This is a genomic window from Empedobacter sp. UBA7252 (assembly GCF_002472765.1).
In the GTDB taxonomy this organism is placed as follows: Bacteria; Bacteroidota; Bacteroidia; order Flavobacteriales; family Weeksellaceae; genus Empedobacter; species Empedobacter falsenii_B.
In genome coordinates, this window is record NZ_DKSQ01000073.1 from 1 (window position 1) to 13752 (window position 13752).

A 13752-nucleotide genomic window follows, 5' to 3' on the forward strand; every position below is an offset into this window, starting at 1 on the left:
TGAAGTTTACGGTGCACGTGAACATAATCTAAAAAATATTGATGTAAAGATTCCTCGAAACGAGCTTGTGGTAATCACGGGTTTAAGTGGAAGTGGGAAATCTTCGTTGGCTTTTGATACGATTTATGCAGAAGGACAACGTCGTTATATCGAAACTTTTTCGGCTTATGCACGTCAATTTTTGGGAGGTTTAGAACGTCCAGATGTTGATAAAATTGATGGTTTGTCGCCTGTTATTGCAATTGAGCAAAAAACGACCAATAAAAATCCGCGTTCCACTGTTGGTACAATTACAGAAATTTATGATTTTCTTCGTTTGTTGTATGCGCGTGCTTCTACGGCTTTTTCAGTCGAAACAAACGAACAAATGGTTGCTTACACAGAAGAGCAAATTATTGAGTTGATTCGAACACAATACAGCGAGAAGAAAATTGCGATTTTAGCGCCAATTGTACGTTCAAGAAAAGGTCATTATCGAGAAGTTTTTGTAACATATTCTAAAAAAGGTTTTCTTGAAATGCGCATTGATGGCAAGTTGCAAGATATTACGCCTGGAATGATGTTAGATCGTTACAAAACGCATGATATCGAATTGATGGTGGACAAAATGTTGTTGAATGATAAGGTGAATGATCAACGTTTGCGTTCAAGTATCGATCATGCAATGCAACAAGGTAATGGGATTACGATGATTTTGGATTACGAAACCAATGAAACGAAATTCTTTTCTCGTTCATTGATGTGTCCGTCGACAGGAATGTCATATGCGTTGCCAGAACCGAATACATTTTCGTTCAATTCACCAAAAGGTGCTTGTCCGACGTGTACAGGTTTAGGTGAGTTGAAAGTGGTAAATCACGAAAAATTATTTCAAGATAAAGATAAATCGTTGTTTGATAATTTGGAAGAATTATTTGAGACGTTAAAATCATCTTCTCGAATAGAAAAACAATTGGAAGCGATTTTTGTCAAACATAATGTAGACCAGAAAGTTGCTTTCAAAAAACTTCCTCAAGCATTGATTGATGATGTAATGAATGGTTTGAAAGAAACATTGAATCTTGATCTTAAATTTGCATCAGTTAAAAAAACATATAAAATCGATTTTGAAGGATTGAATGAATTTCTTTCTGAAATAATGGAAGATAAAAATAATCCGTCTTCAAGTTCGATTAGCAAAAAGTTTGGAAAGAAAGTTATTTGTCCAACTTGCGAAGGGAAACGTCTTAAAAAAGAATCACTTTTCTTTCGTATCGATGATAAAAATATTGGTGAAGTTGCGGAAATGGATCTTCAATCGTTGCAAAAATGGATTGAAAATGCACCAGTTTCGATGACGTCGAATCAACAACAAATTGCGCACGAGATTCTGAAAGAAATTTATACGCGTTTATCTTTTTTATTAGATGTCGGATTAGATTATTTAAGTCTTAATCGCTCTTCTAGAACACTTTCTGGAGGCGAGGCGCAACGAATTCGTTTGGCAACGCAAATTGGTTCTCAATTGGTGAATGTGTTGTATATTTTAGATGAGCCAAGTATTGGTTTGCATCAACGCGATAATGTCAGATTGATAGATTCGTTAAAGAAATTACGCGATATCGGAAATTCAGTTTTGGTTGTAGAACATGATAAAGACATGATTTTGGAATCAGATTATGTGGTTGATGTTGGACCAAAAGCAGGAAAAAATGGTGGTCAAATTGTTTGGGAAGGTGAACCAGAACAAATGTTAAAATCAAATACATTAACATCAAAATACTTAAACAATCAGTTACAAATCGAAGTTCCAAAAGAACGAAGAAAAGGTAATGGGAATGAATTAAAACTTTTTGGAGCATCTGGAAACAACCTGAAAAATGTAAATCTTACCATTCCTTTAGGAGAGTTGGTTGTAGTTTCGGGTGTTTCAGGTTCTGGAAAATCAACGTTGATTAATGAAACGTTGTACAGAATTCTGAATCAACATTTCTTTAGAGCAGAAAAAGATCCGATGCCTTACAAAAAAATCGAAGGTTTAGAACATTTGGATAAAGTAATCGAAGTGGATCAATCGCCAATTGGTCGTACTCCTCGTTCTAATCCTGCAACTTATACGGGAATTTTCTCTGATATTCGTACGTTGTTTACAAATTTACCTGAAGCGAAAATTAGAGGTTATAAACCGGGACGTTTTTCGTTTAATGTAAAAGGTGGACGTTGCGAAACTTGTCAAGGAGCAGGTTTGCGTGTAATTGAAATGAATTTTTTACCCGATATTCATGTCGAATGTGAAACATGTAATGGAAAACGATTTAACCGCGAAACGTTGGAGGTTCGCTACAAAGGAAAATCAATTTCAGATGTGTTAGAAATGACGGTAAATGAAGCGGTAGAATTCTTTGAAGCAATTCCGAAAATATTTCGTTATGTGAAAATGTTGCAAGATGTAGGTTTGGGTTACATCACGCTTGGGCAGCAGTCGACAACATTGAGTGGAGGAGAAGCGCAACGTGTGAAATTAGCAACAGAATTGGCTAAAAAACAGACAGGAAAAACAATTTATATTTTAGATGAACCGACAACAGGTTTGCATTTCGAAGATGTAAATGTGTTGATGAAAGTGATTAATAAAATTGTGGAATTTGGAAATACGGTTATCATTATCGAGCATAATTTAGATGTGATAAAGTTGGCTGATTATGTGATTGATATTGGTCCTGATGGTGGAGGTAAAGGAGGTAAAATTGTCGCCGAAGGAACACCAGAAGAAATTGCTAAAAATTCTAAAAGTGTGACAGGAAAATTTTTAAAAGACGAATTGAAATAAATATAAAAAAATCCATCTAAAAACTTTAGATGGATTTTTTTATCACTTATAATCCGATTGAAACGCCCATAAAAGGTTGTAATCCTGAAGAAAATATACTTTCGTTTTCTTTGTATAAAACATTGTACATCACACCAGCTTGAAATCTTACTGGTCCGCTCGATTGATATCCAGCTCCTAACCATAACGCAGATTCGTCTATGTCAGCCTCATAAATACTGTTGTAATATGGTGTGCAATCGTTGTATTTTTGTTTTCCTGTGTAGTACATATAATTGGCTCTCAAGAAAATATTTTCGATTGGAAAAAAGTTAATGTAAGGACCAACATTAAACAAATTTTGTTTTACATAATCATCTTTTGCATACTGATAACCAGCTGTCGCACCCAATTCTAAATTGTTTGCAACCATATAACCTACACTTGGAGAAATATTAAATCCAAAATAACTATTATTCCCAAAAGATAGTCCCAAACCACCACCGAAACGCCAATTATTATTAAGTGTTTGATTTTGATTTGTTTGAGAAAAAGAAGTGTTGCTTAGGGTTAAAGAAATGATAAATAAAAGAAACTTTTTCATAGAAATTTAATTAATTTTTAACTTTTCAAAATGGCTCTAATTGAAAAAACCACTATAAATTTGTCTAATCAAAAATAATAATTCTGTTTTTAAGTAAACATCATTATTTATTTTAAGTTAATTCGAGTCGTTCATAGTTTTTAATTATAAAAGAATAGAAATAAGATTTAATAAATCTATAATTTATTCATTTTCTGGTTTTATATTTGCTTTAGTAAAGTTAATCAAATAGACAATATAAAATTTAATCATATGAAATTATTATCGCCAGAAAAAAAGCAAAAAATCGCTGATATTTTAATTAAATTATTAGCTGATGAACATATTTTATACTTAAAAACAAGAAATGCACATTGGAATGTAGAAGGTCCTGATTTTCAGACAATACATGTGTATTTTGAATCGTTATATAACGAGTTACAAATTGTTATAGATGATGTTGCAGAAAAAATTCGTCAAAAAGATGTTTATGCACCAGCAACTATGGCAGAGTATTTGCAGTTAGCTCATTTATCAGAAACAAGAAAAACAGAAAACAAAGATAGTTTAAGTTTTATTGCTGATTTACTACACGATCACGAAGTTATTATTAACTTTTTGGCGCAGGCTGTAGTAGAAATTGATGAGTTTCATGATATATCAACTTCGGATTTCTTAGTTGGTTTATTAGAACAACATCAAAAAACTGCTTGGATGCTTGGATCGCATCTAAAATAAAGTTGAACATTATTTTACTTCATAAGTTTTTAGTGTTAATTCATATTAGTGTTAATTAGGTTGAGCCTTGGATTTATCCAAGGCTTCAGCTTTTTATGACGGTTTGTAATTAACCTCCTACTTCTTTTATTTCTGCATCAGCAGCATTTGTTTTTACAGAAGCAATTCCATTTTTAGCGCCAGATTCAGTTTCGTACGATTGGCTTGTCCCAATTACTTGTCCATTTGTTGCCTTTAAATTGAAATGCCATTTACCAGAAGCACCTTCTTTTAATTCGTATTTAGAATCATCTTGCGAATTTTTGCGAACAGATTCAATTCCGTTTTCGCAGCTTGCTTTTTGTTTATAACCTTCGCTTGCCAAAATATTTTGTCCATTTTTAGCTTTCAAACGAAAACGATATTCTCCTGCTTTGTCTTGATAAATTTCGAACATAATTTAATTTTTTATAAATATTTTATTTTGTTGATTGATATAAATTTATAAAAATTATTTGATAATTATCAATCTATAAAATATTTACAAAAAAAATCCTGAAAAATTATTTCAGGATTTCTATTTCTTATTGAATTCTTTTTAAATCGTCAATATTATGTTTGTGCATATAAAGAGGAATGTGTTCTATAACAACGTCGTTCTTTTCTAGACCAAAAGATTTCGGAATGTTGAATTCTATTTTCTTTAATAAATAATAAACTTTTAGTGTGAAAAATTCTTTCATACTTAATTTGGTTTCAATTGAAGGAAATTTCTCAATCAAAACAAATTTCATGTCAGGATCTTGATTGTATTTTTTCAAACAGGTACTCAGGTATTTTAATTCTAATTCTCCATTTGCATACATATCGTTGATTACTTTTTTGATATATTGTTCTGTTTTTGGCTGAACTCTAAATCCTACATTAAATGTAATTCGATATATTTTTTGATCGACAATTGGCAATATTTTATAACTCAACGTATAGGGTTCACTATCTCGGTTAATGTTTACAAACCAATAAACATCTGCACGTTTTGGGCGTTTTGATAAAATAGATTGAATACTGTATTTTTCGATATTTTTTGGATTCGTAGATTTCGTTAAGTAAAACAAGAAAGTCGAGTATTTATTGATTGTTTTATCTTCGCTCAATTCTGTTAATACATTTGCGTAGCGCTTTATTTTTACGAATTCTAAGTTTCGTGAATTAAGAATTTTTCCGTAAAAACTACAATACATTATTACAAAGAACAGCCATCCCATTAATAATGCTAAATAGCCACCATCAACAAATTTGACAACATTTGCTACGAAAAATGAAGATTCTATTGCTACGAAAATCGACAAAATTGCCACAATAAATACTTTGTTGAATTTTGTATAATAATTAAGATAATAGGATAACAAGAAAGTCGTCATTAACATGGTAACCGTTATGGCAAGACCGTAGGCGGCTTCCATATGGGACGAATCTCGGAAATATAAAACAATAAAGACACAGCCAGCCCATAACATAAAATTGATTGTAGGAATGTAAACTTGGCTTTTGTGCTCGTTTGGTTGAATAATTAATGTTCTTGGCCAAAAACCTAAGTTGATAGCTTCATTGATTAATGTAAAAGATCCTGTAATCAAAGCTTGAGACGCAATAATAGCTGCACCTGTGGCAATACAAATTCCAGGAATTAAGAACCAATCTGGCATCATTTCGTAGAAAGGATTTCTACCATCTAACATAGGATTGTCTTGATGCATTAACCAAGCTGCTTGTCCTAAATAGTTTGTTACTAAACAGATTTTAACGTACAACCAACTAATTCTAATATTTTTTCGACCACAATGTCCTAAATCGGAGTATAATGCCTCAGCACCTGTTGTACACAAGAATACAGCGCCAAGAATCCAGAATCCGTGAGGATAATTCATTAACAAGTTATACGCGTAATAAGGGTTTAATGCTTTGATGATACTTGGATGATGTACGATATGTAAAACTCCTAAGCCTAGAAGCATTGTAAACCATAAAACCATAAATGGTCCAAATATTTTTCCTACTTTATTTGTTCCAAATCGTTGGAAGAAAAATAACATCGAAAGGATGAAGATTACAATAGGTATAGTAGGTAGATTTTCGAGTCCGTTTAGCATTCGTAGTCCTTCAACAGCAGAAGAGACGGAAACGGGGGGGGTGATAATTCCATCGGCGAGCAAAGCAGAAGCTCCAATGATGGTTGGAATAATTAGGTTTTTACCTTTTTTCTTGATTAATGAATACAAAGAAAAAATTCCTCCTTCGCCATCATTATCCGCTTTTAGTGTCAACCATACATATTTGATAGAAGTCTGAAAACACAAAGTCCAAAAAACACATGATACGCCTCCGTAGACAATGCTCTCTTCAATCACGCGATTCTCGCCAATTATCGCTTTCATTACATATAAAGGACTTGTTCCAATATCACCGTAAATGATTCCAAATGCGATTAAGAGCGTTGCCGCTGTTACTTTGTTCATCGTATGGTTTGATTCCATAAGCAGTATTTTAAAATTTCTACGAATGTATGCCGTTGAAAAGAGATTAAACAATCTTATTTATTTATAATACAAAACCAACATTATACTTATTTTCGATACTAATTATAGCGTATTTTTACACTACTACAGTCGGTTTTTTATTAATGGAATAAATTTAAGTATTATTTAATCATACTATTTATTTTATTAATCATAATTTAAAGTTACATTTCATTGAGAAGTAGTAAATTGAATCATTATTTGTTAAACAAAATTAAATTTTAAAACTTTATTATGCTTGCATAGTAAAAAAAGATTATATTTGTTAGACATACACTAAAATATGTTAAGAGAAGATTTAACGATAGATTATTTATTGCGTTCAACATGGTTGTCAGTTCAGAAAATGTATAATGAGCAAGCTGGTGCTTACGATTCTACAATGGTGTATGCCTTTACATTATTATCAATAGATCCGAAAGGAGGTACGCCAAGTACGTCGCTAGGACCAAAGATGGGAATAGAGCCAACAAGCTTGTCGAGAACATTAAAAAACTTAGAAGCAAGAAATTTTATCGTTCGAAAACCAAATCCAGAAGATGGGAGAAGTGTGTTGATCACTTTGACTGAAGAAGGATTAAGAATGAGAGATATTTCAAAACATTTTGTTTTGCAATTTAATGAATCAATTAATAATCACATCGAACCAGAGAAAATGCAAATTTTCTTGGAAGTGATTTATAAGATTAACCAATTAATATCGGACAAAAAAATATTTAAAAACAATTATGAGAAGACACGTTAAACACGTAACTGTATTAGGATCAGGAGTGATGGGTTCTGGTATTGCATGTCATTTTGCAAATATCGGAGTCGAAGTCTTGATGTTAGATATGGTTCCTCGCGAGCTTACACCACAAGAGCAAGCGAAAGGACTTACTTTAGAGAGTAAAGTAGTTCGTAACAGAACTGCTCAAACTCACTTAGATGCTGCTTTAAAAAGCAATCCTTCACCAATTTATGACAAAGCATTTGCTTCTCGTATAACTGTAGGGAATTTTGATGATGATTTCGTGAAGATTAAAAACTCGGATTGGGTAATAGAGGTTGTGATCGAAAGATTGGATATTAAACAATCTATTTTTGAGCGTGTAGATAACTTCCGTAAACCAGGAACTTTAGTCACTTCTAATACTTCTGGTATTCCAATTCATTTGATGGCTGAAGGTCGTTCAGAAGATTTTCAGAAACATTTCTGCGGAACGCATTTCTTCAATCCGCCACGTTACTTAAAATTATTCGAAATTATCCCAACTCCTCAAACAGATAAATCTGTTATTGAGTTTTTCCAAAACTATGCATCATTATTTTTAGGTAAAACACCAGTTTTATGTAAAGATACGCCAGGTTTTATTGGGAATAGAGTAGGAGTTTACTCGATGGCAAAAGTGATGGAATTGGCGCAAGAAATTGGATTAACGATTGAAGAAGTTGATACTTTGACAGGTTCTATTTTGGGTCGTCCAAAAACGGGAACATTCAAATTGGGTGATTTGGTTGGTTTGGATACAGCATATAATGTAACAAAAGGTTTACAGCAAAATGCGCCAAATGACGAAATGATCCAAGGTTTGAAAGATTCAAAATTCTTGGATTTCTTAATCGAGAATAAATTCTTAGGAGATAAAACAAAAAAAGGTTTCTATTATAAAGAAATTGATAAAGAAGGAAATACCAATCGTTTTGCCTTAAATCTTGATACGTTAGAGTATCGTCCAATGGAACGCGCAAAAGTTACTGCTGTAGAAACTGCTAAAAATGCAGGATCTATGCGTAATAAATTAGGTGTTTTATTGAAAGATTCTGGTAAAGCTGGAGAATTAATCCGTAAACATTTTGCTTCATTATTCGCTTATGTTTCTCAACGTGTTCCAGAAATTACAGATGTACTTTATCCAATTGATGATGCTTTAAAAACAGGTTACGCTTGGAAATATGGTCCATTTGAAACATGGGATTTAGTTGGATTACAAAACGGAATTCAATTAGTAGAGTCAGAAGGTTTCAAGGTTTCGGATTGGGTAAAAGAATTAGCAGCAACTGGTGCAGATTCTTTCTATAAAATCGAAAATGGTAAAAAATTATTCTATAATCAATCATCAAAGCAATTCGAATTAATTCCAGGTCAAGATGCATTTATTATTTTAGATAACATTAGAAAAACAAATGAAATCTGGTCAAACCAAGAAACATCTATTCAAGATTTAGGAGATGGAATCATCAATATTGAGTTCCGTTCTAAAATGAATTCTCTTGGAGGAGGAGTTTTACAAGGAATCAATAAAGGAATCGAGTTAGCAGAAAAAGATTATCGTGGAGTTGTAATTGGTAACCAAGGAGATAATTTCTCTGTTGGTGCTAATTTAGCCATGATTATGATGATGGCTGCAGAACAAGATTGGTGGGAATTGAATATGGCAATCAAAATGTTCCAGGATACGATGATACGTGTTCGTTATTCATCTATTCCAGTTGTTGTTGCTCCTCACGGAATGACGCTTGGTGGAGGTTGCGAAATGTCGATGCATGCGGATAAAATTGTAGCTGCTGCCGAAACTTACATTGGTTTGGTTGAGGTTGGAGTTGGATTAATCCCAGGTGGTGGAGGTTCGAAAGAATTTGCGCGCCGTGCAACTGAATTCGCTTTAAAAGATGATGTAAAAGTAAATCATTTGCGCGATAATTTCATGAATATCGCAACTGCGAAAGTAGCAACTTCAGCTTATGAAGCTAAGAATATGGGAATTATTCGTGAGCAAGATATTGTAGTGGTAAATGCAGAACGTCAAATTGCAGAAGCGAAGAAACATGCAATTATTTTGGCAGAAGCAGGTTACACACAACCAATTCAACGTAAAGTAGAAGTGTTAGGAAAAGAAGCGATGGGAATGTTCTATGTCGGAACAGACTCTATGGTTGCTGGACGTTTTGCTTCGGATCATGATCGTTTAATTGCGAATAAATTAGGATATGTAATGACAGGTGGTAATTTATCTGAATCAACTTATGTTTCAGAACAATACTTGTTAGACTTAGAGCGCGAAACATTCTTATCTCTTTGTGGAGAAAGAAAAACATTAGAGCGAATTCAGCATATGTTAAAAACAGGTAAACCGTTGCGTAATTAATATTTGTATTAAGTAAAAAGTAACATGTAAAAAGTATTTATGCATGATTTTAAAGAGTTAATCGTTTGGCAAAAAACAATGAATTTTACGAAAAGGTTTTATGAGATTACTTCAAATTATCCTAAAAGTGAGATTTATGGTTTGACCTCTCAATCAAGAAGAGCTTGCGTATCGATAGCTTCAAATATTGCAGAAGGTGCTGGTCGAAATTCGAATGCTCAATTTATTAATTTTCTCAATATAGCTTTAGGTTCGTCTTTCGAATTGGAATGTCAAATTATTTTAGCAAGAGATTTAGAATTTATTCAAGTAGAGATTTCGGATAATTTATTAAAAGATTTAAAACATATACAGAATATGTTGGTCAAATTAATTCAGAACTATAATTAAATACTTTGTACATCATACATTTTACATTGTACAATCTAATAATACTTAAAAAAAATGAAACAAGCATATATAGTTACAGGATATAGAACAGCTGTAGGAAAAGCGCCAAAAGGAACATTGCGTTTTACACGTCCAGATGAAATGGCAGCTACAGTAATCAAGCGCTTAATGCAAGATTATCCAACTTTAGATCCAACACGTATCGACGATCTAATCGTTGGATGTGCAATGCCAGAGGCAGAACAAGGATTGAATATGGCACGTCTTATCTCATTAATGGGATTAGACACAGACAAAGTTCCAGGTGTTACAGTAAACCGTTACTGTGCATCAGGATCAGAAGCAATTGCGTTGGCAGCTGCTAAAATTAGAACGGGAATGGCAGAATGTATCATCGCAGGTGGTGCAGAATCGATGTCGTATATTCCGATGGGAGGTTACAAACCAATTCCAGAAACAGATTTAGCGAAAGATCATCCAGATTATTATTGGGGAATGGGATTAACAGCTGAAGAAGTTGCAAAAGAATTTAAAGTTTCTCGTGAGGATCAAGATTTATTTGCATTCAATTCGCATCAAAAAGCATTAAAAGCAAATGCTGAAGGAAAATTTGCATCTCAAATCGTTCCGATTGATGTTGAATATAGTTTCTTAGATGATAAAGAAAAAGTTCAAACAAAGAAAATCGATTTCAAAGTGGATGAAGGTCCACGTGCTGATACGTCAATCGAAGGTTTAGCAAAATTACGTCCTGTTTTTGCACAAGGAGGATCAGTTACAGCAGGTAACTCTTCTCAAATGTCGGATGGTGCAGCTTTCGTAATGGTGATGTCAGAAGATATGGTGAAAGAATTAGGTCTTGAGCCAGTTGCACGCTTAGTTGCGTATTCTACGGTAGGTTTAGCTCCTCGTATTATGGGAATGGGACCTTTGTTTGCAATTCCAAAAGCATTAGAGCAAGCAGGAATGAAATTAGAAGATATTCAGTTAATCGAATTGAATGAAGCCTTCGCTTCTCAATCAGTTGCAATTATGCGTGAATTGAATCTTAATCCAGATATTGTCAATGTAAATGGAGGTGCAATTGCTTTAGGGCATCCACTTGGGTGTTCGGGTACGAAATTAACAGTGCAGTTGTTACATGAAATGGAAGCGCGTAAAGCAAAATATGGAATGGTAACCATGTGTGTTGGTACAGGACAAGGAGCTGCTTCAATTTTCGAATATCTAAAATAATATACAGATTTTAGAAGTTAGATTATAGATTTCAGATTTATCTAACTTCTAATTTCTCAATTCTAATATCTAATATCTAAACAACAAAAAAATATGTCTACAAATCCAAATAGATTAATCGGAGGTCAATACTTAATCAAAGATGCCTCTTACAATGATATTTTCACTTACGAAGATTTATCAGAAGAACAACAAATGATTTTGCAATCTGCAAAAGAGTTTATCGATAAAGAAGTAGTGCCTAAAAAACACCAAATTGAGAAAAAAGATTATGCGTTGATTGAAGAATTAATGCGTAAAATTGGTGAATTAGGTTTATTAGGAATTTCTGTTCCAGAAGAATATGGAGGAATGGGAATGGGATTCGTTACTACAATGTTAGTGTGTGACTATATTTCTGGAGCAACAGGTTCGTTAGCGACTGCTTTTGGAGCGCATACAGGAATTGGAACAATGCCAATTTTATTGTACGGAACAGAAGAACAAAAACAAAAATATTTACCAAAATTAGCAACAGGAGAATGGTTTGCTTCTTACTGTTTAACAGAGCCAGAAGCAGGTTCTGATGCAAATTCTGGGAAAACAAAAGCTGTTTTATCAGAAGATGGTAAAGAATATATCATCACAGGACAAAAAATGTGGATTACGAATGCTGGTTTTGCAGATTTATTCATTGTTTTTGCACGTATCGATGATGATAAAAATATCACAGGTTTTATTGTAGAAAAAGATAAGGCTGGTGTTGGATTCTCATTAGGAGAAGAAGAAGATAAATTAGGAATTGTTTCTTCATCAACTCGTCAAGTATTCTTTAATGAAGTTCGTGTTCCAGTTGAAAATCTTTTAGGAGAAAGAGATGGAGGATTCAAAATTGCGATGAATGCATTGAATGTTGGTCGTATCAAATTAGGAGCGGCTTGTTTAGATGCGCAACGTCGTATTTTAGATTATTCATTACAATATTCTTCAGAGCGTAAACAATTCAATACGTCAATCAATACGTTTGGTGCGATTAAAGAGAAATTAGCTGATATGGCAGTTTCTGCGTTTACTTCAGAAGCTGGTGCTTATCGTGCAGCGAAAGATGTACAAGATGCAATCGAAGATAACGTGGCAAAAGGAATGCCTCATAATGAAGCGGAATTAAAAGGTATCGAAGAATATGCAATTGAAGCTTCAATCTTAAAAGTTTGGATTTCAGATGCAGCGCAGGATTCTGCTGATCAAGGAATTCAGATTTATGGAGGAATGGGATATTCGAAAGAAATGCCAATGGAAGCAGCTTGGAGAGATGCGCGTATTTCAAGAATTTACGAAGGAACAAACGAAATCAATACCTTATTATGTGTTTCGATGTTAGTAAAACGTGCATTCAAAGGTAAATTAGATTTAATGTCTCCTGCAATGAATGTGGCGAACGAATTAATGTCGATTCCATCGTTTGATGTTCCAGATTATTCAGAATTATTTGCACAAGAAAAAGAAATCATTGCAAATCTTAAGAAAGCTTTCTTTATGGTTGCAGGTTCTGCTTTGCAAAAATTTGGTGCAGAATTAGAGCAACACCAACAATTGATTATTGCGGCTTCTCGCATTATGCAAGAAATTTATATGGTTGAATCGGCAATGTTACGTGCAGAAAAAATTGCAAATGTAAAAGGTGCTGATGCAGTGAAAAATGCAGAAAAATTAGTTCAATTACAATTATTCAAATCAGTAGAAATTATTAAAACAGAAGCGACGCGCGGAATTGTTTCTTTCACAGAAGGAGATGAGCAACGCATGATGTTGTCTGGTTTAAGAAGATTTACACGTTACAACGAATATCCAAACGTAGTTAACTTGAAAACTGAAATTGCAGATCTTTTAATCAAAGAAAATAAATACACTTTCTAAGTATATTTTTAATACAAATTATTTAAAGCAGTCAATTTATTGGCTGCTTTTTTATTTTTAATATGTTGAAATATAATTTGGTATATCATTTGATGATTCTAGAGTAAGTACTAGTCTTTATATAAGTTAGTTGAGTTTTCATGGTACTTAAGTTTTAGTAGAGAAAGGCCTCAGTTGTTCCCAATTGAGGTTTTTTTATGCCTTGAGGTTAAAGTTTATTCATTAAAAATAAGAGAGTTAAGTCGATATTTCTTAATGAAATACTTTTCGAAAGAAATGATTTGAAGTAACTTTAATTCAAATTAATAACCCAAAAACAAAGCTTATGATAATTAATGCAGTAATTCTTACGTTGACCATGTTTGCAACATTTAGTATTATGTGTCTAGTCAAATTAGATGAATTAAAAAAAATAAAATAAAACAACAAAACTCCATT

10 protein-coding genes are annotated in these 13752 nt (G+C 33.1%); 7 read left to right on the forward strand and 3 right to left on the reverse strand.

Annotation, left to right across the window (positions count from 1 at the left end):
* The coding region (gene uvrA, locus B2X73_RS10345; RefSeq protein ID WP_291096371.1) for an excinuclease ABC subunit UvrA at nt 1-2809 on the forward strand (2809 nt) is incomplete at its 5' end.
* A 46-nt stretch (nt 2810-2855) separates the two neighbouring features.
* Here uvrA and B2X73_RS10350 read toward each other — a convergent pair.
* On the reverse strand, nt 2856-3392 hold the full coding sequence (locus B2X73_RS10350) for a hypothetical protein (protein WP_291096372.1): 537 nt from the start codon (nt 3390-3392) through the stop codon (nt 2856-2858).
* A 252-nt stretch (nt 3393-3644) separates the two neighbouring features.
* On the opposite strand from B2X73_RS10350, the gene B2X73_RS10355 reads away from it, so the two are divergent.
* On the forward strand, nt 3645-4109 hold the full coding sequence (locus B2X73_RS10355) for a Dps family protein (protein ID WP_286496098.1): 465 nt from the start codon (nt 3645-3647) through the stop codon (nt 4107-4109).
* 109 nt (nt 4110-4218) lie between these two features.
* Here the strand turns inward: B2X73_RS10355 and B2X73_RS10360 are convergent, their stop codons facing one another.
* Complete coding sequence (locus B2X73_RS10360) at nt 4219-4545, reverse strand: YegP family protein (RefSeq protein ID WP_125350254.1); 327 nt, start codon at nt 4543-4545, stop codon at nt 4219-4221.
* A 127-nt stretch (nt 4546-4672) separates the two neighbouring features.
* Nucleotides 4673-6622 carry a KUP/HAK/KT family potassium transporter gene (locus B2X73_RS10365; RefSeq protein WP_221854639.1) on the reverse strand — a complete coding sequence of 650 codons (1950 nt, stop codon included), beginning with the start codon at nt 6620-6622 and terminating at the stop codon, nt 4673-4675.
* A 325-nt stretch (nt 6623-6947) separates the two neighbouring features.
* Here B2X73_RS10365 and B2X73_RS10370 point away from each other — a divergent pair, with 325 nt between their 5' ends.
* From B2X73_RS10370 to B2X73_RS10390, 5 genes are all read left to right on the forward strand, one after another.
* Nucleotides 6948-7409, forward strand: a complete 462-nt coding sequence (locus B2X73_RS10370) for a MarR family winged helix-turn-helix transcriptional regulator (protein WP_019976592.1) — start codon at nt 6948-6950, stop codon at nt 7407-7409.
* Complete coding sequence (locus B2X73_RS10375) at nt 7393-9792, forward strand: 3-hydroxyacyl-CoA dehydrogenase/enoyl-CoA hydratase family protein (protein WP_286496099.1); 2400 nt, start codon at nt 7393-7395, stop codon at nt 9790-9792. Before B2X73_RS10370 ends, B2X73_RS10375 begins: the two co-directional genes overlap by 17 nt.
* A 39-nt stretch (nt 9793-9831) precedes the next feature.
* The gene (locus B2X73_RS10380; protein WP_114999168.1) at nt 9832-10182 is read left to right on the forward strand and encodes a four helix bundle protein; all 351 of its coding nucleotides are present in this window, start codon (nt 9832-9834) and stop codon (nt 10180-10182) included.
* Nucleotides 10183-10236: 54 nt separating this feature from the next.
* Nucleotides 10237-11418, forward strand: coding sequence for an acetyl-CoA C-acyltransferase (locus B2X73_RS10385; RefSeq protein ID WP_286496101.1), 1182 nt, complete (start codon nt 10237-10239; stop codon nt 11416-11418).
* Nucleotides 11419-11511: 93 nt separating this feature from the next.
* Nucleotides 11512-13314, forward strand: coding sequence for an acyl-CoA dehydrogenase family protein (locus B2X73_RS10390; protein WP_291096373.1), 1803 nt, complete (start codon nt 11512-11514; stop codon nt 13312-13314).
* Nucleotides 13315-13752: the final 438 nt, after the last annotated feature.